This is a genomic window from Corynebacterium glucuronolyticum DSM 44120, assembly GCF_030440595.1.
GTDB classification, from domain to species: domain Bacteria; phylum Actinomycetota; class Actinomycetes; order Mycobacteriales; family Mycobacteriaceae; genus Corynebacterium; species Corynebacterium glucuronolyticum.
In genome coordinates this window covers 131203-156967 of sequence record NZ_CP047452.1, presented here as the reverse complement: position 1 = coordinate 156967, position 25765 = coordinate 131203, and the positions used below count along the sequence as shown (strand labels likewise).

General features: G+C 60.8%; 26 protein-coding genes. 17 read left to right on the top strand and 9 right to left on the bottom strand.

The window, feature by feature from the left end; genetic code table 11:
* The first annotated feature begins 41 nt into the window (after positions 1–41).
* Positions 42–239, top strand: coding sequence for a hypothetical protein (locus CGLUCO_RS00695; protein ID WP_005391277.1), 198 nt, complete (start codon positions 42–44; stop codon positions 237–239).
* On the opposite strand, the gene bsaP is transcribed toward CGLUCO_RS00695, so the two are convergent.
* The gene (gene bsaP, locus CGLUCO_RS00690) at positions 236–451 is read right to left on the bottom strand and encodes a biotin synthase auxiliary protein BsaP (RefSeq protein ID WP_005391279.1); all 216 of its coding nucleotides are present in this window, start codon (positions 449–451) and stop codon (positions 236–238) included. The genes CGLUCO_RS00695 and bsaP overlap by 4 nt on opposite strands.
* Positions 438–1433: a biotin synthase BioB gene (gene bioB / locus CGLUCO_RS00685; RefSeq protein ID WP_198481447.1), complete on the bottom strand. Its 996-nt coding sequence runs from the start codon at positions 1431–1433 to the stop codon at positions 438–440. Before bioB ends, bsaP begins: the two co-directional genes overlap by 14 nt.
* Positions 1434–1680: 247 nt before the next feature.
* On the opposite strand from bioB, the gene deoC reads away from it, so the two are divergent.
* The 4 genes from deoC to CGLUCO_RS00665 are packed head-to-tail and all read left to right on the top strand — an operon-like array spanning position 1681 to position 5812.
* Positions 1681–2328, top strand: coding sequence for a deoxyribose-phosphate aldolase (gene deoC, locus CGLUCO_RS00680; protein ID WP_005391282.1), 648 nt, complete (start codon positions 1681–1683; stop codon positions 2326–2328).
* The gene (locus CGLUCO_RS00675; RefSeq protein WP_084035960.1) at positions 2315–3751 is read left to right on the top strand and encodes a phospho-sugar mutase; all 1437 of its coding nucleotides are present in this window, start codon (positions 2315–2317) and stop codon (positions 3749–3751) included. The genes deoC and CGLUCO_RS00675 overlap by 14 nt, the downstream gene beginning before the upstream one ends.
* Positions 3751–4464, top strand: a complete 714-nt coding sequence (deoD, locus tag CGLUCO_RS00670) for a purine-nucleoside phosphorylase (protein WP_084035959.1) — start codon at positions 3751–3753, stop codon at positions 4462–4464. Before CGLUCO_RS00675 ends, deoD begins: the two co-directional genes overlap by 1 nt.
* A 1-nt stretch (position 4465) precedes the next feature.
* Entirely contained in the window at positions 4466–5812 is a 1347-nt protein-coding gene (locus tag CGLUCO_RS00665) for an MFS transporter (RefSeq protein ID WP_084035958.1), read from the top strand.
* A 123-nt stretch (positions 5813–5935) separates the two neighbouring features.
* Here the strand turns inward: CGLUCO_RS00665 and CGLUCO_RS00660 are convergent, their stop codons facing one another.
* Both CGLUCO_RS00660 and CGLUCO_RS00655 read right to left on the bottom strand, forming a co-directional pair.
* Positions 5936–6865 (bottom strand): hypothetical protein, encoded by a 930-nt coding sequence (locus tag CGLUCO_RS00660; RefSeq protein WP_084035957.1) that lies wholly within the window; start codon positions 6863–6865, stop codon positions 5936–5938.
* A gap of 43 nt (positions 6866–6908) precedes the next feature.
* Positions 6909–7709, bottom strand: coding sequence for a hydroxymethylpyrimidine/phosphomethylpyrimidine kinase (locus tag CGLUCO_RS00655; RefSeq protein WP_084035956.1), 801 nt, complete (start codon positions 7707–7709; stop codon positions 6909–6911).
* An 18-nt stretch (positions 7710–7727) separates the two neighbouring features.
* Here CGLUCO_RS00655 and pth point away from each other — a divergent pair, with 18 nt between their 5' ends.
* The 10 genes from pth (at position 7728) to CGLUCO_RS00610 (ending at position 16402) form a co-directional block, all read left to right on the top strand.
* The gene (pth, locus tag CGLUCO_RS00650) at positions 7728–8234 is read left to right on the top strand and encodes an aminoacyl-tRNA hydrolase (RefSeq protein ID WP_005391289.1); all 507 of its coding nucleotides are present in this window, start codon (positions 7728–7730) and stop codon (positions 8232–8234) included.
* A gap of 14 nt (positions 8235–8248) precedes the next feature.
* Positions 8249–8686, top strand: a complete 438-nt coding sequence (locus CGLUCO_RS00645; RefSeq protein WP_005391290.1) for a hypothetical protein — start codon at positions 8249–8251, stop codon at positions 8684–8686.
* Between the two features lie 2 nt (positions 8687–8688).
* Entirely contained in the window at positions 8689–8919 is a 231-nt protein-coding gene (locus CGLUCO_RS00640; RefSeq protein ID WP_005391291.1) for a hypothetical protein, read from the top strand.
* A 522-nt stretch (positions 8920–9441) separates the two neighbouring features.
* Positions 9442–9729, top strand: a complete 288-nt coding sequence (locus CGLUCO_RS00635; RefSeq protein ID WP_232621916.1) for an ImmA/IrrE family metallo-endopeptidase — start codon at positions 9442–9444, stop codon at positions 9727–9729.
* A 306-nt stretch (positions 9730–10035) separates the two neighbouring features.
* A complete protein-coding gene (locus CGLUCO_RS13030; RefSeq protein WP_363325317.1) occupies positions 10036–10272 on the top strand; it encodes a DUF4411 family protein in 237 nt (78 codons plus the stop codon).
* A gap of 101 nt (positions 10273–10373) precedes the next feature.
* Entirely contained in the window at positions 10374–11090 is a 717-nt protein-coding gene (locus tag CGLUCO_RS00630) for a FadR/GntR family transcriptional regulator (protein WP_005392959.1), read from the top strand.
* A gap of 139 nt (positions 11091–11229) precedes the next feature.
* Positions 11230–12621, top strand: a complete 1392-nt coding sequence (locus CGLUCO_RS00625; protein ID WP_084035955.1) for a four-carbon acid sugar kinase family protein — start codon at positions 11230–11232, stop codon at positions 12619–12621.
* Positions 12622–12638: 17 nt separating this feature from the next.
* Positions 12639–13535 (top strand): NAD(P)-dependent oxidoreductase, encoded by an 897-nt coding sequence (locus CGLUCO_RS00620; protein WP_070741985.1) that lies wholly within the window; start codon positions 12639–12641, stop codon positions 13533–13535.
* 3 nt (positions 13536–13538) lie between these two features.
* Positions 13539–14876 carry a GntP family transporter gene (locus tag CGLUCO_RS00615; protein WP_084035954.1) on the top strand — a complete coding sequence of 446 codons (1338 nt, stop codon included), beginning with the start codon at positions 13539–13541 and terminating at the stop codon, positions 14874–14876.
* Between the two features lie 173 nt (positions 14877–15049).
* Positions 15050–16402, top strand: a complete 1353-nt coding sequence (locus tag CGLUCO_RS00610) for an AAA family ATPase (protein ID WP_084035953.1) — start codon at positions 15050–15052, stop codon at positions 16400–16402.
* 617 nt (positions 16403–17019) lie between these two features.
* Here the strand turns inward: CGLUCO_RS00610 and CGLUCO_RS00605 are convergent.
* Complete coding sequence (locus tag CGLUCO_RS00605; RefSeq protein ID WP_231286119.1) at positions 17020–17454, bottom strand: cytidine/deoxycytidylate deaminase family protein; 435 nt, start codon at positions 17452–17454, stop codon at positions 17020–17022.
* Positions 17455–17659: 205 nt separating this feature from the next.
* Between CGLUCO_RS00605 and betT the strand changes: the two genes are divergently transcribed.
* Complete coding sequence (gene betT, locus CGLUCO_RS00600) at positions 17660–19813, top strand: choline BCCT transporter BetT (RefSeq protein WP_084035952.1); 2154 nt, start codon at positions 17660–17662, stop codon at positions 19811–19813.
* Between the two features lie 3 nt (positions 19814–19816).
* On the opposite strand, the gene CGLUCO_RS00595 is transcribed toward betT, so the two are convergent.
* Both CGLUCO_RS00595 and CGLUCO_RS00590 read right to left on the bottom strand, forming a co-directional pair.
* Positions 19817–20830, bottom strand: coding sequence for a Dyp-type peroxidase (locus CGLUCO_RS00595; RefSeq protein ID WP_084035951.1), 1014 nt, complete (start codon positions 20828–20830; stop codon positions 19817–19819).
* On the bottom strand, positions 20830–22770 hold the full coding sequence (locus CGLUCO_RS00590; protein WP_084035950.1) for a sucrose-specific PTS transporter subunit IIBC: 1941 nt from the start codon (positions 22768–22770) through the stop codon (positions 20830–20832). The genes CGLUCO_RS00595 and CGLUCO_RS00590 overlap by 1 nt, the downstream gene beginning before the upstream one ends.
* Positions 22771–23007: 237 nt before the next feature.
* On the opposite strand from CGLUCO_RS00590, the gene CGLUCO_RS00585 reads away from it, so the two are divergent.
* Positions 23008–23241: a hypothetical protein gene (locus CGLUCO_RS00585; RefSeq protein WP_034988533.1), complete on the top strand. Its 234-nt coding sequence runs from the start codon at positions 23008–23010 to the stop codon at positions 23239–23241.
* A gap of 125 nt (positions 23242–23366) precedes the next feature.
* Here CGLUCO_RS00585 and CGLUCO_RS00580 read toward each other — a convergent pair whose 3' ends face one another.
* Complete coding sequence (locus CGLUCO_RS00580; RefSeq protein WP_198481448.1) at positions 23367–24497, bottom strand: HNH endonuclease signature motif containing protein; 1131 nt, start codon at positions 24495–24497, stop codon at positions 23367–23369.
* A gap of 104 nt (positions 24498–24601) precedes the next feature.
* Entirely contained in the window at positions 24602–25735 is a 1134-nt protein-coding gene (locus tag CGLUCO_RS00575) for a glycoside hydrolase family 32 protein (protein WP_084036373.1), read from the bottom strand.
* Between the last annotated feature and the right edge of the window lie 30 nt (positions 25736–25765).

The window sequence follows — 25765 nt, the reverse complement described above, 5'->3', positions numbered from 1 at the left end:
ATACCCTGTAAGGGAAACCTCGCATTTAAAAAGGAGAAGATATGCGCCGCCTCATCGCCACCATTGGCTTCCTCATCGCCGGAGGACTCGCCACGTACTACTTCTATACACGCGAATCCACCTCGCCGAACAAGAAGCCGCCGAAGCTGGAAGACCTGACGAACGTGGTCAGCGGACCCGGGGCCAGCTCCGGCGATGAGGAGGCGCAGGCGCACCACGAGTCCGCATCGCCACACTAATGGCGTAGCCAGGCGGAATTGAGCTCACCGTGCTGCGAGCAGTGAGCGACCCAGCCGTGCGGGGTGACCTGCACGGCCATTTTTCTGCCGCAGATCTGGCAGAAACGCGGCGGCTCGTAGCCGCTGGGAGTCCGACCACCGAAGGGGTCGTGGATGGGACGCTCGCCGGCCAGGACGGCGTCGGCAAGCTCAGTAGAGCTAGAGCGTCGCATTGAGGGCCTTAATCGGGAGGTGGAGGCGGTCGAGCATGTCGAGGTCATTCTCGGCGTCGCGGCCCAGGGTGGTGAGATAATTGCCGACGATGACGGCGTTGATGCCGCCGAGGAGGCCCTTCTCCGCGCCGAGGTCACCGAGGGTGAGCTCGCGGCCGCCGGCGAAACGGAGGATCGTGCGCGGAAGTGCGAGGCGGAAGGCACCGATCGCGCGGAGGGCGTCCTTCGAATCGACGAGCGGGAGGTCCTGGAAGGGGGTGCCGGGGCGGGGGTCGAGGAAGTTCATGGGGACCTCGGTCGGGTTGAGCTCGGAGAGCTCGGAGGCGAACTCCGCGCGCTGCTCGAGGGTCTCCCCCAGGCCGAGGATGCCGCCGACGCACGTCTCCATGCCGGCGTCGCGGATCATCTCGATCGTGTGGACGCGGTCCTCCCACTCGTGGGTGGTGACGACGTTTTTGAAGTTGCTGCGGGCGGTCTCGAGGTTGTGGTTGTAGCGGTGGACGCCGGCCTTCTTCAGGCGGTCGACCTGCTCCTGGTTGAGGATGCCGATGGAGGCGGAGACGTTCACGTCCACCTCGGCGCCGATGCGGGCGACGGCCTCCTCCACCTGCTGCATGAGGGACTCGTTGGGGCTGCGGACGGCGGCGACGATGCAGAACTCGGTGGCGCCGGTCTTTTGGACTTCCTTGGCGGACTCGATGAGGCCCTCGATGTCGAGGCGGACGGCCCTGACAGGGGACTCGTAGAGGGCGGACTGGGAGCAGAAGCGGCAGTCCTCGGGGCAGCCGCCCGTCTTCAGGCTGACGATGCCTTCGACCTCGATTTCTTCGCCGCACCACTTGAGGCGGACTTCGTGGGCGAGTTGGAGGAGTTCGTCGATGCGGGAATCGGGAAGCTCGAGGACCTCCAGGAGCTCGTCTTTGTTGAGCGGGGTGCCCTCGTCCAGGACCTTCTGGCGGGCGCGTTCGAGAATGTCAGTCATGGTTATACCTCTCATTAAACTGTGTTCGATACGCCAGTTTAATCCATGTTCAAGTTTTTGTTGGGAGATTGACCGGGGTGGAACGGTTTCTGTATGACGTTGCGCACATTTGTCAATCTAGTTCTTGCCTTTTGTGCGAAAGCGGGCGATAATCGGAAGTAATGGGCCAGACAGCATCAACGCGAAACCGCGATTACCATCGGTGACGCTGGCCACACCCCAGTCACGTCAAGGAGAAAGAACTGGTATGAACCGCTCTGAACTAGCTCAACTTATCGATCACACGCTCCTCAAACCCGAATCCACCCGCGCAGATGTCTTGGCACTCGCCGCTGAAGCCGAATCGCTGGGAACGTACTCCATCTGCGTCTCCCCCTCCATGCTTCCGGTCGACGTTCCGCCGACCGTGAAGGTTGCGACCGTAATCGGGTTCCCGTCCGGCGCAGTGAAGACGGCGGTGAAGGTCGCCGAGGCTCGGCAGGCTGTCGCCGACGGGGCCGACGAGGTGGACATGGTGCAAAACATCGGGTGGGCGAAGGAACACCGCTTTGATGAGATTGCAGACGAGATCGCGGCCGTCAAAGGAGCCTGCGGCTCCGTTTTACTGAAAGTCATCTTGGAAACGGCGGCGCTGACCGATTCGGAAATCGTCGCGTGCTGCGAGGCGGCAGAGAAGGCGGGCGCGGACTTTGTGAAGACGTCCACCGGCTTCCACCCCGCCGGTGGCGCATCCGTGCACGCGGTTTCTTTGATGAAGGAAACCGTCGGCGACCGCCTAGGTGTTAAGGCATCCGGTGGCATCCGTGATGCGGAGACGGCACTCGCCATGGTTTCCGCCGGTGCGACGCGCCTTGGCCTCTCCTCCTCGAAGGCGGTGCTCGATGGCCTCGCATAAGCCGTTTGGACTGCACTTTGGCACCGCGGGACTGCGCGGGGTTGTCGGCGAGGGCACCGACCAGATGAATGTGACCAACGTGAAGCGGGCGACCGCAGGGCTCGCGGCGTACGTCGGGGCCGGTGCGCGCGTGGTCGTTGGCTGCGACGCGCGGCACGGCTCGGCGGAGTTTTACGACGCTGCACTGCAGGTGCTCTCCGGTGCCGGCGTGCACGCCATCGCGCTGACGCCACAGCGCCCGACGCCTGTTACGGCGTTTGCCGTCAAGCACCTCGGGGCCGATGCGGGCATCATGATCACCGCATCGCACAACCCGCCTGAGTACAACGGGTACAAGGTGTACCTCGGCGACGGGATCCAGATCGTGCCACCGGCCGACGCCGACATCGCGGCCGCAATCGAGGAGGCGCCGGAAGACCCGCCGCTATCCGACGATTTGATCGAGCACGTGGACGTCACCGACGAGTTCGTTTCCGCCGCGGCAGCGATGGGCGTGCCGGGAGACCTGAAGATCGTGGTCACGCCGATGCACGGTGTCGGTGGTGAGACGCTCGTGGCCGCGCTGAAGAGGGCGGGATTTGGGGACGTGCGCGTCGTCGACAAGCAAATGGAACCGGACCCGGACTTCCCCACCGTGCGGTTCCCGAACCCCGAGGAGCCCGGGGCGCTCGATCTCGCGCTGGAGCTCGCGGAGGAGGCCGGCGCGGACATTGTCATCGCGGCGGATCCGGATGCCGACCGGATGGCCGTGGCGGCCGAGGGGGTTCAATTGAGCGGTGATGAAACCGGGCTACTGCTGGGCAACTACCTGGCATCGAAGGGGCTGCAGGGTTCTTTGGCGAACTCGCTGGTCTCGGGGCGTGCGTTGGGCCGCGTGGCGGAGAAGTACGGGCTCAAACATTACGAAACGCTGACTGGATTCAAGTGGATCGCGCGGGCGCCGGAGCTCGGATTCGGGTACGAGGAAGCGATCGGCTTCTGCTGCGACCCATCGCACGTGTCCGACAAGGACGGCATCTCGGCTGCGGTCGTGTTCGCATCGCTCGCCGCGGAGCTGAAGGCGCAGGGCGTGGGGGTTTTGGAACACCTTGCGCGGGTGCGGGAGGAATTCGGCGGGTACACCACTGCCCCACTGACGTTCCGGGTCTCGGATACATCGTTGATTTCTGCGGCGATGGAACGCCTGCGGGCGGAACCGCCGGTATCTCTTGCGGGGGCGCAGGTGGTGCAGACGGTGGACCTCAATGACCACGAACCACCCACCGACGGAATCATGTTCTTCACCGACGCCGACGACCGCGTCGTGTGCCGACCGTCCGGAACCGAACCGAAACTCAAGTGCTACCTCGAAGTCGCCGGTGACGCCGCGCGGCTGGAAACCCTCAAGAAAGACGTGGCCCACGCCACGGGAATGGAAAAATAATGCGTGACCAGACACCCCACATCAACCCCTCCGGCGCACCGATCGCTTCGACGATTCTGCTGCCGGGCGACCCACTGCGCGCCAAGTTCATCGCCGAGACGTACCTCGATGACGTTGTGCAATTCAACTCCGTGCGCAACATGCTCGGCTTCACCGGCACCTACCAAGGCCACGAGGTGTCCGTCATGGGCTCCGGCATGGGCATCCCGTCCATCTCCCTATACTCCTGGGAACTCATCCACGATTTCGGCTGCAAGAAGCTCATTCGCGTCGGCTCCTGCGGCACCATCCAGAAGGACATCGACCTCTACGACGTCATCATCGGCCAGGCAGCCTGCACCGATTCCAACTTCGCCTCGCAGTACAACCTCCCCGGTACGTTCGCACCGATCGGTTCGTTCCGCCTGATTGAGGACACGTACCGCCGCGCTGTGTCGCAGGGGATTGACGTGCACGTGGGCAACGTGTTGTCCGCGGATGTTTTCTACAACTACGACTCGTCGGTGAATGAGCGGTGGGCGGCGATGGGTGTTCTGGGCGTGGAAATGGAATCCGCCGGCCTGTACTCCGTCGCCGCTGAGGCCGGCGTGGAGGCCATGGGCATCTTCACTGTCTCCGACAACATCGTCACCGGTGCGCAGACCTCGTCTGAGGAGCGTCAGAAAGCGTTCACCACGATGATGGAGCTCGCCCTACCGCTGGCGGCGATCTAGCATGTTTGAGGTCAGTTCGCGGGCGCGGCGGAACCCGAAAGTCGCGATCCCCGTCCTCATCTTCGTTTTCCTGTTCTGCCTCGTGGTGGACAACGGATTCAAATTTATCACCAAGGCAATCGGCGACGACCTGGCGCTCTCGCCGGCGCAGGTGTCGTTGCAGGCCACGATCGCAGGCATCATCATCGGCATCGGTGCCGTAGTGTACGCGGCTTTGGCGGACACGATTCCGATTAGGAAACTACTGACCGCTGGCATCGGGTTCATCGTGCTTGGTTCGTTGATTGGGTTCTTCGGGCAATCCGTGTGGTCGTTGGTACTGATCGGCCCGTTAATTCAGACCGTCGGCCTGTCCGCAGCGGAGACGCTCTACGTCATCTACGTGACCAAGCACATTCCCAAGGATGAACAGAAGACGTACCTCGGCTTTTCCACGGCGTGCTTCCAGGGATCCATGCTCATCGGGGTGCTGACCGGCGGATACATCTCCGCCAACATCCACTGGACCGTCATGTTCCTGCTGCCGCTGGTTTTGATTTTGGCGGCACCGTTCGTGTTGATGCAGGTGCCGGAGGAAGAAAACGTCTCCGTCAGCCACCTCGACGTGCCCGGCCTGGCTATCGTCAGCTTCATGGCGTTGGCAATCACGCTCACGTTTACGCCCGTGTTCGTGCCGGGGTGGGCGTGGTTCCTGCTGGCAGTGGCTGCCGCCGGCGGATTCTGGTGGCACATCAACCGGGACCCGCGGGCGCTGGTTAGGCCGGAGTTCTTCCGGAACGGGCGCTACGTGTGGGCCTTGGTGACGGTACTGCTCGTGTACTCTACGCAGCTCGGCTGGATCATCATGTTCCCGTACATGGCGGCTGACCTGCACGGCATCGACATCGATACGGCATCGTTGCTCATCGCGCCGGGGTATGCGTGCGCGGTGCTCGTCGGCATCTTCTCCGGGTGGATCGGCAAGTTCCTCCCCAACCGGTCGGCGATCATCCTCGCGCTGTGCATGATCGCCTTCGCGCTCGCGCTGCCCGCCGTGCTGTCCACCGTCGGCGTGTGGGTACTGGTTTTGTCCATCGTGTTGTTCGCCTCCGGCTTCGCGCTCATGTACGCGCCGCTGGTCGCCTCCGCCGTGTTCTCCATCCCGCCGGAAAAATCCGGCATTGCGCTCGGCTTCTACAACCTCACCATCAATATCGCCATCCCCGCCGGCATCGCCTACGCGTCCGGCCTCATGGACAGCGGCAGGTCCTACCCCGCTATTTTGTGGATCCTGTTCGCCGTCGCCGTGTGTGGCCTCGTGGTGTACGTGGTGTCTGATATGTTCCTGCGGAAGAAGGAACGCGTGTAACTGTTTCTGTACGCCCACAAAAGGTCATGCGTGACTTTTTGTGGGCGTTTGTTCTGTAGCAAATATGACGGGTTGGTTCGATGGGGGCCCCCAATCCTTAAACGCCCACAAACTGTCACGGCCTTACCACGCACGGCCTCCTCCACGCCAACGATCCCCACGCATGGGCGCTCGAGTGCCCCAAACGTCATGAAGTTCGGTGAGCCACAGACCCGATGCAAAGGATTCTTTCGTAATGCGAATGGGATAAACCCCTTCGCTGATCAGTTTTCGCTCCCGCTCTCGCTCCTTCTTCGCAGCCGTGTCAGGAGTCATCCCGTATTCTCCAAGCAGTTTTCCCATTCCGTCATATTCCAGCGCCACCGACTGATCGGGGAAAAGAAAATCCGGGCGAGCAATGAAATAGCCATGTGCATCTAGGACATTGGCCTGCTGGATAGGAGGCGGGAAGCCCTCCCGAAAGAGCGCTACTTTCACTTCGCTTTCCCGCGGACTCTCTGACAAGCCATTCATGAATGCGCGCACACCCCGAAACTTGTTAATACCGACGCAGCCCCTGCGGTTCTCGGCGAGACTATCTATCTCATCCAGGCTAATCATCTGCCTTTTCAACGCAGCTTCGCCGATGACCACAGCCTCGACGAGCTCACCCCACCTGCACATATCCAGGACTGTGGCGGCCTTGCTGCTCAGCGCTACTCGAAAATCACCGATGGTGAGAGGCACAATGTCAGCTGCAGAGAGATAGCGCCGAATGATGTCTGGAGGACTGCTCGACTTCCCCCGTGCTTCGACTGGCCCGTTATAGCTCCCCATCGGCAAACCCCACAGGCTGGCTGCTGAACGCCCGACCAGCGTCGAGCCAGCAATGCCTACCGCCAAGCTGCGCAGATAAAAACGCTGACTGGGCTGAGCAGCCTGCAGTTTCCCGGCATCGTAGTAGACCCCACGCGCGAGCTTAATCAAACGCCCCTGCTCAACGCGCTTTCTAATGCGAATCCGGTGTGCAGTGGATTCACCCCGAGTAAAGAAAAAACTATCCCCCGTTAACACGACCGAATTGTCGCACGGGGGATAGTAGCTCGCAACAGGAAGACTATGCGCCCTGCCAGACGGTGTCGAAGGGGGTGTCGGCGGGGACGCGGTTTTGGATGCCGCGGTAGACGAGGTCTTTGGCGGTCTTGGCGGCGCTATAAATGGAGGCGCCCTTGGCAAGCTCGGCGGTGACGGCGGCGGCGAGGGTGCAACCGGCGCCGGAAACACGCTGCTCGCCGACCTTGGGGGTGGCGAAGCGGGTGATCTTCTCGCCGTCCCACAGGACGTCGACGGCGTCGTCGCCAGGAAGTTCCACGCCGCCCTTGGCGAGGACGTACTTGATGCCGAGGTCGCCGATCTTGCGGGCGGCCTCTTCCAGATCTTCGACGGAGTCGATGGAGTCCATGCCGGCGAGGGTCTTCGATTCGAAGACGTTGGGCGTGACGACGGTGGCCAGTGGCAGGATCTTCTCGCGCAGGGCGTTGTCCGTATCCAACGCAGCACCGGGCTCCTGACCCTTGCAGATCAACACCGGGTCGACAACGACGTTGTCCCATTGGTGGTTGGCGAGGCCGCGAGCGACCGTATCAATGGTGTCGGGTGTGCCGAGCATCCCGACTTTAACGGTGCGAACGGTCGGGTGAGTTGCGAGGGCGGCCTCCATCTGCTCGTCGATAAGCGTGGGCGGGATGGGGTGGAAACGGTGACCCCAGTTGTTCGCCGGATCGAAAGCGACGATGCAACTGAGGGTGCCAACGCCGTAAACGCCGAGCTGCTGGAAGGTTTTGAGGTCGACTTGGAAGCCCGCGCCGCCGGTGGCTTCCGAGCCGGAGACGACGTAAGCAAGTGAAGGAGTACTCATATATGACAGACTAATGACGTGAGATTATTTTGGAAGCGTGAGCCCGTTGAGTGGCTGGTGGTGGGCTTGGGCAACCCCGGGCCGGAATACGCGGAAACCCGGCATAACGTGGGGTTTCGGGTGGTAGATGCGCTTGCAGCGCGCGCGGGGGTGAAGTTTTGCAAACCGCAGACGTACATGAACCGATCCGGGGAGGCGGTGGCGCCACTGGCGCGTCGCTATAAAGTACCGCCGGAGCGGATCATCGTCGTGCACGACGAGCTTGACCTGCCCGAAGGGCGGATCAAAGTGCGCTTGGGCGGGAACGAAAACGGACACAACGGGCTGAAATCGGTTTCGGAGTGCTTAGGCACGCGCGACTACATCCGCGTGCGGGTGGGAATCGGGCGACCACCGGCGGGAACCGGGGTGGCGGACTGGGTGCTCGGAACCGGCGGACCGATCGCGGGGGCACCCGAGGCCGTGCGCGCGATCCTGGAGGAGGGTTTTGCCACGGCGCAGAGCCACATCAATGCCCGAAAGTAGCTAAACTTTCTGGCATGGCAGGATTTAGCGAAGCCGAACTCGAGGCAATGAAACAGCGCGCAGCCGAGCTCAAGGCCGATGCCGACAGCGGCGTCACCGGCGCCAAGAAACGCACACGCGACGAAGAGGCGCTCCTTGCCGCCATCGAGGAACTTTCCGGATCCGACAAGGACATCGCCGAACGCATCCACGCCATTATCATTTCTGAAGCCCCCGAACTCCACGCGCGCACGTGGTACGGCTTCCCCGCCTACGCCGGCGACGACGGCAACGTCATCATATTCCTGCAGCCCACCGCCAAATTCGGGACGCGCTACTGCACCCTCGGCTTCAACGACAACGCGCAGCTCGACCAAAACCACATGTGGCCCACCTCCTACGCCATCATCGACATCAACGACAAGGTGGAGGCATCTGTCCGCGGGCTTGTGCGGCGGGCTGTCGGCAAGTAACCATGTACGTCGCCCCGGTCGCGCTCGCGCTCCTCGCGCTGCTTCTGGCACTCGCTTTTCGACGCTCCTTCGGTCGCCGTTCTGCCGCCCTCACCGGCGCGCTTGTTGGCGGCGGCGTGGCGGCCATGATCGGGGACACCGCCTACGCCGCGGGGCAGATCCGCGACACCCTCGTCGTTGCGGCGGTGCTGGTTGTGATTGGCGCGGCGGTGCTGGTGGTGCGGCGGGGGTAGTGCCGGTGTTCCTCAGACCCGCTATTATCACGGTTATCTAGAGAAAGGAGCGGGCATGGCGGTTCGGATAGACATCGCTCCAGAAGTTTTGCGCTGGCCCATTCACCGTACGGGTATCCCGCTTGAGCATCTGGAAACGATAACCGACTTTAAAAAAGTTCACGCGTGACTGGACGGGACTGCACGTCCAACGCTATCACAGGCCGAAAAGCTCGCCGATCGCGCTCGCATTCCCCTTCGGCTACTTACTGCTCGATGAGCCAGTCATCCAGCCACCCGACTTGTCTGGCTTCCGCACGGTGAAAAGCCAGGGAGTGTCCACCATCAGTCCAACCCTCGAAGAACTTATATACACATGCCAGAACAGACTTAGCTGGTACAGCAACTATTGCCTCGAACGGGGGAGAAGAAGCCCCTGTACTCTACGGACGCTACCGCGTTACTGATGATCCGATTCGAGTTGTTCAGGAAGTTTGCGAAGAGCTTAACTGGAAGCCAGGTGTGCGTCGAAAAAGATTGGACGTGCTTGAGCTAGCCGACGCTATTGAAGCTGCAGGAATCCTCGTTCTGCGCAGCTCTATTTTGGGAAACAACGCGCACGCTCCGCTGAATGTAGAAGAGTTCCGTGGTTTCCCGCTCATCTTCATTAACAGTCGCGACGCTCAGGTGGCACAGTACTTCAGCTTGGCTCATGAGCTTGGCCATGTTGTGACCGCTCAACCGGGATTGAGCGGTGGCCACGAGGATGACCGCAGCGTGGAACGGTCGTGCAACCGCTTCGCTAGTGAATGTGTCATGCCACTGGGCTGAAACCGCAAGTCTCGCAGCTATGGTCGAATGGGGCCGCGAGATTTGGGGTGAGCGCAGCCGTGACGGTTTGAGGTGGCGTAAATGTACCTCGCGGATTCGAACCTCGTGATCAACGCATTCACCTACTATCCGCGAGACATTTTCCCTTCGTATTGGGAGACCTTGGAGAATTAGATAAAAACCGGCAATTTGCGGTTCTACGAAAAATTCTACGCAGAAGTCTTACCGAAAGGTGATTCAAAATCGCGGTGGCTTGCCGGAATGGTTTCTCCCGCCGATTGCGTGAAAATTGACGTCTGTTAGGTTATCGCTTACAAGGCGCTCACCGGATGGACGCGCATGAACAGAAATAGACCTTTCCGCGAAAGCGCTATTCGAAAGTTTTTGAAAGCGGCGGATTCGTGGCTGGTCGCGAGTGGGAAAGCTCGTAATTTCACGATCGTAACCAACGAGAAAAGTGAGCCAGACAGGGTAGCATGCGGACTTGGGGTTCGCTGTATAGACTCACTCGACTACTTGCGTGAACTTGGTGTTACTTTTTAATACCAGTTCGAGCGGCACCTCTGGGTCGGCGACCACATCCCCAGCGGATTCGGGATCTTCTCCCGTCCTCTACGATGAATAGAGGACAAAGGAGTTTTCTCATGCGCAAAGACCTCGTAACCCAAGGCGTCGATAGGCTACTGGGAGCTATTATCAGGGGCGAATTTGTCGCGGGCGATGCGCTGCCAAACGAATCCAACCTGGCGCAATACCTCGAGGTCTCACGCCCCACGATGCGGGAAGTAGTGCGCACGCTGGCTGAACGCGGGGTGCTGCAGGTCGTTCACGGTCGTGGCACCTTTGTCCAGGCACAATCGGAGTGGATCGATGTCCAGACCCTCGTTTATGCGATTTCCCAGCAGCTCGACGAACGGGAAGTGGGGCTTTACCTCACACAATTGCGGCGGATGCTGGAGGTCGGGTCTGCGGGGATCGCTGCCGAGCGCATCACCGACGGGGAGCTCGAAGGGATCAAGCAGACGGTGGATCGGTACCGGGAGGCTACCGATCCTGCTGAGGTGACCACCGCCGACGTTGAGTTCCACACGCGCATTCTGGAAGCGACCGGCAACCCGTTTATTAAGGCGGTCATCCTCCCACTCCAGGACGCGCTGAGCAGCTCACGGCTGATCACCAACTCGTACCGCGATATCCGGGTCCGTGCCCTCCACCATCACGAGACGATTCTCGCAGCTCTTGCCGCCCACGATCCGCAGGCGGCGAAGGACGCTATGCGCGCCCATATGAAGCAGACCGCCGAGGATATTCGGTCGTACATTGCGGGGGCCGATACCCCCGTTTCTCCCGGTGATGAATAGTTAGAGGGAGTTTACCCCCCACTTTCACCCCTGTTTACGTGAGGTAAACCACTTTTCTTTACGGAACTTTCTGGGTTCAGTACGCTCAAACGTAAGTCCTCTGAGGTCTGTGTTCTAAGGAATTTTAGGAGGAAAACACATGACTACATCCCTCACCGAGCTCACCGCTCGTTTCCACGCCCCCGTCACCATGACGGCGAGTGAGGTTCCCGCACGCTCTGACGTGCTTATCGTCCTCGACGACGATCCCACCGGTACCCAATCCGTCTCCGACCTGCCGGTGCTCACCCGCTGGACGGCGAAAGACCTGGGGTGGGCGTTTGCACAGAACGCGCCCGCCATCTACGTGATGACGAATTCGCGTTCTCTCGACCCCGCTGACGCGAAGCAGATCAACATTGAGGTGGCCGAGGCGGCGCTCGCCGCCGCCGGTGACCGTAAGCTCACCTTCGTGTCCCGCTCTGATTCGACGCTGCGCGGGCACTTCCCGCTCGAGCCCGATATCCTGGCTGATGTAAGCGGTGTGGACATCGACGGCTACCTCATCGTCCCGGCTTTCGGGGATGCCGGGCGCATCACCGTCGGTGGCGTGCACTACGCGGGAAGCGAGGAGGACGGGTTCGTCCCCGCTGCGGAAACGGAGTTCGCAAAGGACGCCACCTTCGGGTACATCCACTCCAGCCTGGCCGAGTGGGTCGAGGAAAAAACCGGGGGTGCAAAGAAAGCGGACGATGTCATCGTCATCGATCTCGACGACCTGCGTGGGGGTACGGCCCAGGACAAGCTTCGCGAGGCGCATGATCGGCAAGCGATCGCCGTGGATATTGTTTCGGAGGATGACCTCCGACTGCTCGCCGCCGCGCTGAAGAAGGCCGAGGACGCTGGTAAGCGCTTCATCTATCGCGTCGGACCGCCGTTCGTCCGCGCCGTCATCGGTCAGGATATTCCAGACGTTGTCACCCCAGAGAAGCTCCGCTCCGCCGGGGTCACCACGGATCACGTCAAGGGTGGGCTCATCGTCGTCGGTTCGCACGTTCCGACAACCACCCGTCAGCTCAACGCGCTTATCGACGCGAACCTGGCCACCACAACCGAGCTCAATGTGAAAACCGTATTGGAGGATGCAGAAGGCTACACGGACCGGCTCGCCTCGGAGATCTCCACTGCTCTGGAAAAGGGCAATGTCATCCTGCACACGTCCCGCGAGCTCGTCACCGGCAAGGACGAGGACGATTCCCTGCGGATCGCGCGCACCGTTTCGGAGGCGCTGGTGGGAACCGTAAACAAGGTGATCCACACGGTGATGCCGAAGTTTGTCATCGCCAAGGGTGGCATCACATCGTCCGACACCGCATCGAAGGGGTTGGAGATGACGCGCGCAACCGTCGTCGGCCCCATGCAACCAGGGATTATCAGCTTGTGGAAGGCCGAGGACGGCCCCGCACGCGGCATCCCTTACATCGTCTTCGCCGGCAACGTGGGTAACGACGATTCACTCGTCGACGTTGTCGAACGCCTAACAGCCAACTAACTAATCAAGGAGTAAAAATGACTACCACTATTACCGTCATCGGACTCGGCGCAATGGGCCTTCCCATGGCCACCAACCTCGCCGAAGACTTCACCGTCAACGGTGTTGACATCAACCCCGAACGCCTTGACCTGGCTAAAAAGGCAGGGATCACCACCTTCACTGATTCCCGCGCCGCCGTAGCAAACGCCGATGTCGTGCTCCTCGCCGTGCGTAACCAGGCACAGCTAGACGAAGCACTGTTTGGAACAAACGGCATCGTCGAGGCGATGCAGGACGGTGCCACCGTCCTGCTGACCTCCACCGTCGGGATCGCCGGTGTGGAAAAGTCTGCGGGCGAACTTGCCGAGCACAGCATCGATATTATCGACGCACCCGTTTCCGGAGGCCCTGTTCGCGCAGGCGAAGGCGACCTACTCGTTGTCGTGGGCGCGCACCCCGAGGTCGTCGAAAAGCGGAAAGATGTGCTGGAGAAAATGGCGGGCAACCTCGTCATCGTCGGTGACAAGCCCGGCGCGGGGCAGGCGATGAAGACCGTGAACCAGCTGCTGTGCGGCGTGCATATTGCTGCGGCGGGCGAGGCGATAGCACTGGCGGGCAAGCTCGGGCTGGACCAAAAGGCCGCGCTTGAAGCGCTGATGAGTGGCGCGGCGGCCAGCTTCATGCTCGGCGATCGCGGACCCCGGATGCTGCAGGCGTACAGCGAGGAGGGCGCTGAGGTGAAGTCGCGCGAGGACATTTTTGTCAAGGACATGGGCATCGTCACGGCGGCCGCAAAGTCTGTCGGTATTGCTGTTCCGGTTGCGGCGGCGGCTGAGCAACAGTACCTGCAGGGCCTGGCGCGTGGCCTGGCGGCCAAGGACGACTCGACCATCGTTACCATCGTCTCCCCGGATGACCCCTGCGGGGCCTAAGCCATGACTGGTCTATCACTCCTTGCACTCGGCACTGCCGCCGTCGCCATCCTGCTCATACTCGTCATCTGGGTGCGGATGCCGGCGTTCGTGGCGCTGCTCCTCGTCGCCGTTCTCACCGCTGCGGCATCCGGGATTCCGCTCACGGATGCCGTCGAATCGGTGACCAAGGGTGTCGGCGGAACGCTCGGTAACGTGGCGATTGTCGTCGGACTCGGCGCGATGCTAGGCAAGATGATTGAAGAATCCGGCGGTGCCGAATCCATTGCCCGGTACTTCACCGGCAAGCTCGGACCGAAACGGATCGCCGGCGCGGTCACCATGGCCGCCTTCATCCTCGGTATTCCCGTCTTCTTCGATGTCGGATTCATCATTCTCGCACCGATCATTTTCGGGTTCGCAGCCGTCGCCCGCCTCAACCCGCTGAAAATCGGACTGCCCGTCGCCGCGACGATGCTCACCGTCCACGTCGTTCTGCCGCCGCACCCCGGCCCCGTGGCCGTGGCCGAACTCCTCGACCGAGACATCGGCCTGCTGCTCACCATCGCCCTCCCCATCGCCGCCGTCACCGCAGCCATCGGGTTCTTCCTGGCTAAGCGGTTCAATTTGGACAGTGTCGTGCGGATGGAATCCCCCGCAGAGACCGACGAGGCCCGCGAATTCCCCCATCCGCCGTCGCCGTGGCTCGTCATGGGACTCATCGTCCTCCCCATCCTCATCATCATGGTGGGGACAACGGGCACCATGCTGACGGAGGAAGGCACTGCGGTGCACACCTTTGTGAAATTCTTCGGTGCCGCGCCGATCGCCCTGCTCATCGCCGTCATCGTGGCGTGGATCATGATCGGCCGCCAACAATCCTGGGACCGGGAGCACTCCTCCGGAGTTCTCGACTCCGCGCTTCCTGCCGTTGCTGTCATCATCTTCGTCACCGGTGCCGGCGGCGGGTTCGCCAACGTGCTCGTGGAATCCGGAATCGGCCAGGTACTCTCCGACCTGCTTATCTCCTCCGGACTGCCGCTCATCCTCATGGGCTTCCTCATGTCCGCAGCGCTACGTGCCTCGCAAGGGTCAGCCACCGTGGCACTTCTGACCACCGCCGGGCTCCTCGCGCAGCCGATTGCCGATGCCGGGCTAAGTCCCGTCCAGGCGACGCTCATCATGATCGCCATTGGCTTCGGTGGCCTGGGGCTTTCCCACATCAACGACTCCGGTTTCTGGATTGTCACAAAGTACATGGGGCTATCCGTCAAGCAAGGTCTAAAGTACTGGACCTCGCTGTCCACGATCTTCGGCGTCGTCGGGTTCCTCATCACCTGGGCTGTGTACGCCGTGGTGTGAGTCAACGTTAGCCATGGCAATCCCGCAGTCTCGTATCCGAAGGCTGCGGGATTTTTCGTTGCTCGCGCGAACATCCTCAGCCCTTTTAGACGGTAGGAATAGCATCTCACAAGATGCAATTTTTTGGCATCTTTTGTAGAATTAGAGCCGGACCCGAAACAGGAGAACGCACCATGCTACTCGATCTCACCGTATCCAATTTTCTATCCATAGATGAACCGCTATCCCTCAACCTTGTCCCCGGTAGAGAACAGAAGTGGTCAAAGAATCTGCCTTACCTAAAGAAGTACCGCCGGAAAGTGAACCCCATTGCGGCACTATTTGGCGCAAATGCTTCCGGCAAGTCCAACATACTCACCGCGTTGGCAACGCTTAAGAAGATTCTTCACACCCCGCCACAAAATGGAGCATCTCTCTACTACTACCCATTCCAACTGCGAGAAGGTGCAGACACCGAACCGTCCACGTTCGAAGTTCTGTTTTCATTTGGCGACACGATCTACGAATACGTGATCTCCTACGATGCCACAGCTATCCAGGAGGAGAAACTCACTCGCTTCAATAGCTCGACGGAGACGGTGATTTTCTCCCGCGCTGCTTCCGCGCTGTCTGTCAATGAAAAGGTGGTGGACATTGATTCGCCTGAGGGGACCATCGAAACGCTGCTCACCACTGTCCCCTCGACTACACCGGTCCCCACCTATTTTGCCGCCTCATCCCTGCGGCCAAAGAAGGCCGGGGACAAGTCCCTCATTAGCGATATTACCGCCGCTTATCACTGGTCAAATCGCATAGTCGTTGTCGATACAGAGATGGCGAATCGCGAAATCACCTCCGGATATCCTAGCAACTGGACGTCGTCGATGCCGACTATCGACGCAGGAATCGTATCCGCAGATCGACACGAGGTATCCCTGGAATCGCTTCACCTACCCGCTGGGCTTCGTAATTGGATTAACGACAGCCTCAATTCACTCGCGCGGGCGAATCGCCCCCCATCCGTCGATGCCGAATTTGGCGGAGATCGCTTCATCTTCAGCCTGATCGATGGAGAGATTAGGGCCGAGAAGGTCACGATGGTGCATAGTGGCGCCGATGGATACATTGGCAGCTTGCCGTGGAGCAATGAGTCCGACGGCACCAAGTCTGCCGCTCGCCTGTTCACACAGTTCTCCGCCCTCATTTCCAATGACTATCCCGTCATTTTGGCGATTGACGAGTTGGATCGAAGCTTCCACACTGCGCTTTCTCGCGCGCTGATCAACGGCTTCCTCCAAGCATGCACGCCTGCGGGGCGGTCGCAACTTATTTTCACCACTCACGACCTCATGCTGATGGATCCCACCCGGCTGAGGAAGGACCAGATGTGGCTGGTGGAGAAGCTGGATGGTGCCACGACGCTCACGGCAGTGTCTGAGTTTGAGGGGCTGCGCAGCGACAGGGATATTCGCAAGAGCTACCTCCAAGGCAGGCTCGGCGCGATTCCTGTGATTCCGCCACTGGATTTTTCCCAGCAGGAGGCCTAGATGAGCTCTCGTGACAAACGCAAGCTTAAGGCACTTTTCGGCATTGTTGTTGAGGGAGAGTTTCAATCGTTTCAAAGGGGCGAATGTCAAGTCCAACGTCGTCCACGACAGGCTTGACCCAGAATCGCTAAGCAAGCAAGCTGAGAAACTAGTTCAGGAGTTCAATACACCGCCGACCAGTTGGAGGCTCTTTTTACGTGGGCGGGGCAGCGGAGTGATCACAGCCTCGGCTTCTCAGTGCCACAGCCTGAGTTTTGGCTCCTTCTCCACTACGAAAACGGCAACGGCGTCGCGGCTCAAAAAGGCTGCTGATCCTCGCTATCAAAAGAACAATCTCTCATCGGTTCAATTCATCGAGGCTCAGATAAAGGCCGCAGTGAAGCGAGCTAAAAGATTCCGGAAATTAACGTCAACATACAGCGCGCCTCGACAGAGCAGGTTTCACGTCGGTGCACGTGCTACGCGCACGTAGCGAGCAGACGGTGACCAAAGGAGCGTCGACAAGCTAAAAACGTCCCCACCGACCCCGCACGCTTCCCCTGTGCGCGGGACCGATGGGGACGTAAAGCTGCCCACCTCGCGGGCGCCAGCCCCTCATGTAGCTGGCGCCCGCAAGACTAGGCCTTCCATGTAAGGAAGTAACTATCGTCGTCAAGGGCCACGGATTCGCGCAGGCTATGGCGACTGGGTTTAACGGGGCGGGCGATGGGATTCTCGCCTGCGTCGGCGTACGGGAGGAGCTCGCGCACCGGAACCACCGACTCACCCGGAACGATGACACCGATCGAGGGGTCGAGATCAAGGAGGGCTTGGCGGCATGAACCGCAGGGGGCGACGATGTGGCCGTCGGAAAGCGAAGCAATAGCCTCAATCTGGGCGTAGGGGTGCTCGGCAGTAAGCTGAGAAAGAGCGATGATTTCCGCGCAGACCGGGCCTACACCTGTAGCAACAACGATGTCGCCAGCAGCAGTGAGGACACCGGCGGCGGTCGCACCACCCCAGGTGACGCTGTGCACCTTCCGGAGCAATTCGTTTTTGTCCCATGCGTTCATAAGCGTCATTTTAGAAGAATTCTTAATCCGTTACTTACTTTCCTCTCAGTATTTTCTTAGTGTCTCGTTCCCCCAGGTCAGGAACACCTTTTGCACGCGAATTGCTACATTTTTTACCCCCATTAAGGGGCGGACGTGGCGATCGCCGAGAATCTTCCTACCATGAAAAAGAACTGCCCGAAAAACCCCAGAGGAGCTGGCCAGCGTGAATCCTGGACCCCAGGAATCCGACGAAGAAGCATATAGACCCCAACCAATCGTGGGAACCTACAGCGTGGACGCCCCATCCACCTACGGACACCACACCTCCACCCCACCGCAGGTCAACCGACCAGTCCTCGGGTGCTCCATGGCGGGCATCCTCGCGCTCACGGCGTGGGCGTTCTTCGCGCGCGAATCCGCCGCAACGTCCCTAGCAGCGGTAACGGGTTGGATCTCCACGAACCTCGGGTGGTTCTACATCCTGACCGCAACCGTCGCGGTGGCGTTCGTGGTCTACGTGGCCATTGGCAAGACCGGAACCATCCGGCTCGGCCCCGACCACTCGCGCCCACAATTCGGCATCTTCTCCTGGTCAGCCATGCTATTCGCGGCCGGAATCGGCGTCGACCTGATGTTCTTCGCCGTCGCCGAACCAGTGACCATGTACTACCACCCACCGCAAGGAAACGGAATGACCAGGTCAGCGGCAGAGGACGCCGTGGTCTACGCCATGTTCCACTACGGCATCACCGGCTGGGCGCTCTACGCGCTCATGGGGATGGCGTTTGGCTACTTCGCATACCGCCTCAACATGCCGCTAGCGCTGCGGAGCGCCCTGTACCCGCTGCTTGGAAAACGGATCCACGGGGCGGTTGGGGACAGCGTCGACATCGCAGCGACGCTCGGCACCGTATTCGGCATTGCTGCGTCCTTGGGAATCGGCGTGGTGCAACTCAACTACGGGCTGAAACTGATCTTCGGGCTATCCGAGGGGCCCGGCGCGCAATCCATCCTCGTTGTGCTGGCGGTGGGAATCGCCACGTTATCGGCAGTATCCGGGGTGGACAAGGGCATTAAACGGCTCTCCGAGGTAAACGTCTTTCTGGCGATCGGCCTCATGGTGTACGTGGTGGTCGCGGGGAAAACTGCATTCCTGTTCAACGCCATCATCATGAACATCGGCGACTACGTGGTTAAATTTCCCAGCTGGACGCTAGACACCTACGCCTTCTCAGAAACCCCTGAGGCGACGCAGGAGTGGCTGCAATCCTGGACCCTCTTCTTCTGGGCCTGGTGGGTCGCGTGGGCACCATTTGTTGGCCTGTTTTTAGCGCGGATTTCCAGGGGGCGGACGCTACGGCAATTCGTCGCCGGGACGCTGACCATACCGTTTATCTTCGTGCTGCTATGGATGAGCTTCTTTGGCAACTCCGCACTGGACCGGATTCTAGGCGGCGACTCGGCATTTGGGTCGATTGCGGTAAGCGAACCGCAACGCGGATTCTACGAGCTCATCGCCTCGTACCCCGGCGGAGCAGTGCTCGTGTTTTTGGCGACCATCGTCGGCCTGCTGCTCTACATCACCTCCGCGGACTCGGGAGCCCTGGTATTGAGCAACTTCACCTCGCGGATTACCGACTCACAACAAGACGGCGCCACCTGGTCACGCATCCTCTGGAGCATCATTATCGGGGCACTGACACTAGTCATGCTGCAAATCGACGGCGTGGCGACGGTGCAGTCGGCAACAATTGTCATGGGGCTGCCGTTCACGGTGGTCATCTACATGATCATGGCAAGTCTGGTGAAATCCCTCCGCCTCGAGGCATACCAAACCAAATCACGCACAGTCGCGCTACACGGTGCCATGAGCGGCCGCACCGGCGCACAATCATGGCGTGCACGCCTCCGACGGGCCGTAACGTACCCAACGGCCTCTAAGGTGCAGGCGTACGTGACGGACGTGGCCCGGCCGGCATTGGAAAAAGTAGCGCGTGAACTGGAGAAATCCGGGCTTAAGGTAACTCTCCTGCACTCGGCGATACCCGGCTGCCCCATCAGCCAGCTGGATCTGGGCGTTGAGCTGGGGGAAGAAAAAGATTTCCGGTTCCAGGTCTACCCCGTCAAATCCGACGTCCCCGCCTTTGGCGCCCGGCGCGCCAACGCGCCCGACACGTACTACCGCCTCGAGGTATTCGACCTGTCTGGATCGCTGGGATACGACGTCTACGGATACCCCGAGGAAGCGCTCATCGACAACGTCCTTGACCTCGTCGAACGGCACTTCGAGTTCATTCATATGCAGGCCGACCTGTCCGGCAGCTCCGACCTCTCCGATGGGGCGGAGCCGTACCGGACGTGGACGGATGAGGAGTGATGGCTACTTGTAAATTCCCTCGGCAGCGGAGAGCTCGGTGGCGGGCTGCAGGGGGTTGGGGGCGTCGTCGGGCTCGGGAATCAGGCCGGTGCGGGCGTGGTCCTCGATGGAGTCGATGAAGTCCTGGGGCGGGGCGAAGAAGTTGCCGCCGGTGAGGGCTGTCGAGAAGTCGAGGATGCGGTCGTAGTTGCCGCGGGGCTCGCCGATGAACATGCGGCGGAGCATGAGCTCGGTGATGCGGACGTCTTTGGCGTAGCTCATGAAGAAGGTGCCCTGGTCACCGGCGGCGGAGCCGAAGGCGAGGTTGTCGCGGACGATCTCGAGGGAGTTGCCGTCGGCGTCCTTGACGCTGTTCAGCGCGACGTGGGAGTTGTGGGGCTTGATGTCCTCGGAAAACTCGATGTCGTCGTACTTGGTGCGGCCGATGGTCTTCTCCTGCTCCTCGACGGGGAGGGAATCCCAGGCGTGCAGGTCGTGGATGTATTTCTGCTCGACGATGTAGGAGCCACCGGCCCAGGGGCCGTCGGGAATGAGGGCCGCGTCGACGGCGTCGAGGTCGATGGGTGACTCCGTGCCGTCGACAAAGCCGAGGGGATCGCGGTTGTCCATGTAGCGGAAGGCCTGCACCTCGTCGGAGGACGCGGTCGCGCCGTCGAAGGCGGTCATAATGCGGCGGGCGAGCTCGAAGCAGCGGTCGAACTCCTGGGAACGGATGTGGAAGAAGAGGTCACCGGGGGTGGATGGCGCGAGGTGGCTGCCCTGGATCTCGCGGAAGGGGTGCAGGCCTGCGGGCTTTTCGACGCCCAGAGCCCGGTCCCAGAAATCAGATCCGATACCTGCTACGCAGCTCAGCTCGGCCTCCGGGGCACGGTAGCCGACAGCGTTGGTGAGGCCGGAGACGCTGGCCAGCGCGCCCAGGGCGGCGGCCTCTTCGCCGTCCTTAATGCACAGGGTGAGGAAGATCGCGCTCTTACGCGGCGCCTGCACAATGTCTTGAGCCTTCTTGATAACGTCCACTATTTTGCCTCCACTACTGGCTTGGGTTCGACTGCGAGGACCTCATCACCTGCGGAAACCTCCTGGCCGGAGACGAACGTCGGCAGCGGGATGATGTCCCCCAGCTTCTTATGATTTGAGATTACCATTGGCGTGGTCACCTCGTAACCGGCGGCGGTGATGGCGGGGATGTCGAACTCGCACAGGAGGTCGCCCTTCTTGACCACATCGCCCTTTGTGACGTGCGGGGTGAAGTGCTCCCCGTCGAGGTTGACGGTATCAAACCCGATATGCATGAGGATGTCGATGCCGCCGCCGCGGACGGCGTACGCGTGGCCGGAGGGGAAGGTGACGGTGACCTTGCCGTCGATAGGCGAACGGAGCTCGCCGACGGTCGGGGTGACCGCTACGCCCTTGCCGAGCTTACCCTGGGCGAACATGGGATCCGAGACCTCGGCGAGGTTGATGGCTTCGCCGGTCAGGGGGGAGACAAGATGAGTAGCGGCGGAGGAGGGGGCGGCCGCAGACGGGGGCGCGTCCGGGTCGATGGTGCCATGCTTGGCGATCATGTAGCGGCCGGCGACGAAGGCCGCGATGAAGGACAGGATGAAGGTGATCACGGCGCAGACGAGGAACATCGGGATATCCGTAGCGCGGATGGACACCGCTCCAATGAAGCCCGCGGCACCCAGGGCCACGGCCTTGATCTGGAAGATGGCGATGAGGGCGCCGCCGATAGCAGCGCAGGCCATGCCCGTGTAGAACGGCCAGCGCAGGCGCAGGTTGACGCCGAAGATCGCGGGCTCGGTAATGCCGAAGATCGCCGAGATGCCGGAGGAGCCGGCCAGCCCCTTGAGCTTCTCGGACTTGGCGTGGAAGTAGACGGCGAGCGCGGCGGCACCTTGAGAAATGTTGGCCATGGAGGCCGTCGCAAAGATAAAGGAACCACCTTGCTTGAACAGCTCAAGCTCGACCGGCGGGAACGACTGGTGGAGACCCGTGATGACGATGGGCGAATAGACCAAGCCGAAGAGGAAGCCACCTACCGGACCACCGAAATCGTAGACGTTCTGGAGACCGACGATGAGGGCGTCGCCAAGCCAGCGCATGAAGGGGCCGACGGCGATGAAGGTGATGAAACCGGTGATGAGCAGCGTCAACACGGGCGTGATGAGGAAGTCAGCGGTGCCTTTGAGCTTCGAGTGGAGGAATTTTTCGATCGTGGCGAGGATCCAGGCGACCGCGAGGACCGGGAGGACCGAGCCCTGGTAGCCGGCCTGCGCGACGGAGAGACCGAAGAGGTCCCAGTACGCCATCGAGCCGTCGTTCATCGCATTTGCTACCTCGTAGCCGTTGACAAGCGCCGGGGAGACCATCGCCATGCCGATGCCCGCGCCGAGGTACTCGTTGCCGCCGAAGCGTTTCGTCGCGGTGAAGCCCACGAGGACCGGGAGGAACGCGAACGGCGCGGAGGCCAGGAGGTTAACCATCTGGGAGGCGCCCTCGATCGCCGGGAACATTTGCACGAGTGACCGGGGGCCGAAGAGGCCTTCGGCGGTGAGCACGTTGTTGAGGGCCATGAGGAGGCCGCCGCCGACGAGGATCGGAATGAGCGGTACGAAGATGTCCGACAGGACCTTGATCGCGCGGGTGAACCAGTTGCCCTGCTTCGCGGCGACGGATTTTAGCTCCTCGGTGGAGACGGCGATGTTTTTGGAGGTTTGCTTATCAAGCTCGTCGAAAACAACGTCCACGTCGCCGGGGCCAACGATGACCTGGAACATGCCGCCCGTTTCGAAGGTGCCCTTCAGATCCGGGTCGTTGTCCAGGGCGGCAGTGTCCACCTTGTCCATATCTTTCAGCACCATGCGCAGGCGCGTCGCGCAATGGGCGACGCCAACAATGTTCTGCTCGCCGCCGATGGCAGCGAGGACTCGTCGGGCTACGTCCTTGTGTTCCATGTAACAATCCTTTTTTGGTTGTGACTAACTATTTCTCATTTTGGAGTTTCAGCCTTTATAAATCAACGGATTGTGTGGTTTCGGGCATGGGGTTATGTGTGGGGTTTGCGAGGGGGTACCATGCGCGGGTTTAGCTGGGTGTCCTAGGCGGTGACTTTTTGAAGAATAGGCGCGTCGGTGATGCGGTGAGCACCACACGCGTTGAAAGCCCCGGCCGGGCTTTCGGGTGTTCAGGGCATGCCGGATGGCGCGGCTTTCGTCGGGCTGGGGTTTTTGCATGAGCTGGTGGAAATTGTGGGCACTAAGCGGATGGTCGGTAGCCTGCTTCTTGCGGAAAACCGCGAAGTGGGTGAGGTCTTTAAAGAAGCTGTTCGGAGAGCTACGGGCCTTCAATGCGGCTGCAAAATCTCTGCCAACATCCAAAATATGGCAGAAGATCCAGCCCCCGACGTACGCACTAAAGTGACCTAACTCTGGGAAAACGCGTCGCGGGAAGCACCACACGCGTTGAAAGCCCGGCCGTGGTGGCCGGGCTTTCGGGTGTTCTGGCATGCCGAATGGCCCGAGTGTGCGCTCGGGCTTTTTGGCGTGGGGTGTTATCCGGGCGGTGATGGGTCGATGGGCATGCCGAGTTGCATCCGGGCAAGACGCACCGCCCCGCCTTGGGCACACGGGTGCATGTTCAACTTCAGCGGCCCACCGAAAGCAGGCTGCCAGTATTCCAGGCCATCGATTCGCACCATGTGGCCATGCTTCGGTTTGTCTAGGTCATCATCGTTAATGCCGTTGTGGTAATCACACAACACCATCAAGTTCTCTGATACGGTTTTCCCACCGTGTTTCACCGGTTTAATGTGATGAATCTGCGACTTGGTGGCCGGTTTACTGCAGCCGGGCCAGGCACACACCGGGTTACGGGTTGATTGAATAAACCGCTCCAACGGGTCCGCACCACGAGAATCCGGCGTCATCTCCACCCGATACACACCAAAATCCTTCGGCCCCAAAGGACTAACAAGAGCAACAAGACGCTCCTCAGCAAGTTTCGCCTTCACAATCTCCGCCCCGGAGATAGTAGAACCGTTAGTCATGGAGAAAACAAACTTACCCCGCTCCACCTCCGTAACGTGAACATACGGCATCGTAAACGGAATCACCATCAACGGGATAGCAACAGGGGGAAGCTCCCCATCATTAGCCGCAAGCGCAAGCTTGATCAAACCATCGGCAGGACACTTCGTGTCCGTTGCTTGTGCCCGGTCAAAAATCTGCTTCACACGCGACGACTCCGCCGTCAAGGTGAGTGTTGCGAACGTGGAATTCGGGATCGCCCGATACGTCAACTTCTTATCCGGATTATCCGCCCGGGTGTACTCCTGCAGGAGACGCGCGCCCTCCGCGTTAATCGCGGTGATGTCCCGACCATAGGGGACAAGTGCCTCGCGGATCGTCCACGCATGCTTCTTCGGAAGCTTCGCCACAAACCGCTCAATAGCCTTCAGCGATGCGAAGCTACAGCCGGTTTCGCGGGCGGTGGTGCGTGCACGTTCTTGCCGGCGGGGGTTGTTGGTGCGCCCGTAGTAGATGCCCGCAAGTTTGTGGATGGTGTGGGCGGTTGTCTTATCGTAGCCGGCCCGGACGAGTGCTTTTTTGGACATGCCAAACGCCTCCCCGGCGATCACCATCGCCTGCGACAGGAGGGAAGCACAATCCGTTAAAGCGGTCATGCCACACACAATAAAGCGCGTAGGGGAGGCTGCAAAGGAAGCGTCAAAAAACTGTGGATAACTCGGGAGGCGCGCTGAAAGTTTTCCACAGGCCGGGGCGCGCGTTAGAGAACTACGTTTGCGAAAGCGAGGCGGCCACCGCCGGCGATGACCTCGAGGGCGCAGCCGTCGTGAAGGATCTGGGGGTCGGGGTCCACACCTTCAGGGAGCTGGGCCTTTTGGGGGCCGACGGAGAGGGTGCGGGTTTGCGCGTCCCAACGGACCAGGGGGTGTTCGTGTTGGGGCTCGACAGGGCTGATGAACTCCTGGTAGAGCTCGCCGCCGGAGAGGTAGACCCGGCGCGGGAGGGTGAGGCAGTGCAGCCAGCCCTCGGCTTTGAGCGTGGTGTCGGGGTCCTTGCCGGGCAGGCCCATCCAGCCGAGCATGAGGGCCTCGCCGTCACGCTCGATAAGTTGCGGGGCGTAGAAATCGGAGCCGTGGTCAACAAGCTGGATCTTGTCGGTGGTGAAGGTGAGGCCGTCGAGCTTGCCGACGGCCCACACGCACTCGTCGCGGTCCTCGTACTGTGGGCACCACACGATGAGGTCGTACCACTGGTTGTCGGCGGCGTCGCGAAGCCGGATGAGGTTGGGGCACTCGTACATGTAGGCGTCATCTTCCACGTCGACGAAGTCGACGTGGCCCTGGAAGGTCCAATTTTCCAGGTCCGGGGAGGTGTAGATGACGATCGCGCCCTTGTTGTCCTCGGTGCGGGCACCGAGGGCCATGCGGTAGGTGCCGTCGGCAAGGCGGACGATCTGGGGGTCGCGGTAGTCGTTGGTGTAGCCGGGGGCGGGGCCGTCGATGAGCGGGTTGGCGGGGTCGCGGCGGTAGTAGCCGCCGGCGGGGCCGTCGATGTCCTCCACGAAGACGCGGTTCTGCGTGGCGTGGCGGACGCCGTCCTCCTTCACGTTGCCGGTGTAAAACAGCTGGACGTCACCTGTTTCCGTGACTACCGCACCGCCTGAGTAGACGCCGTTTTTGTCGTAGGGGGCATCCGGGTAGAGAGCATCGGGGTAATGGCACAAGAGGTGATCTTTGAGGATCGCGTGCCCCCAGCCAGTCCTCTTGGGACCGATACCAAAGGCGGGGTCGTGCTGGTAGAAAACGTGGAGGGAGCCGTCGACAAGCGTAAGACCGTTAGGGTCGTTGAGACGTCCGGTAGGAGGAGTGAGGTGGAAACGCGGGCGGTAGGGCATGATCCCAGTGTACGGTGAAGGCCTGATCGA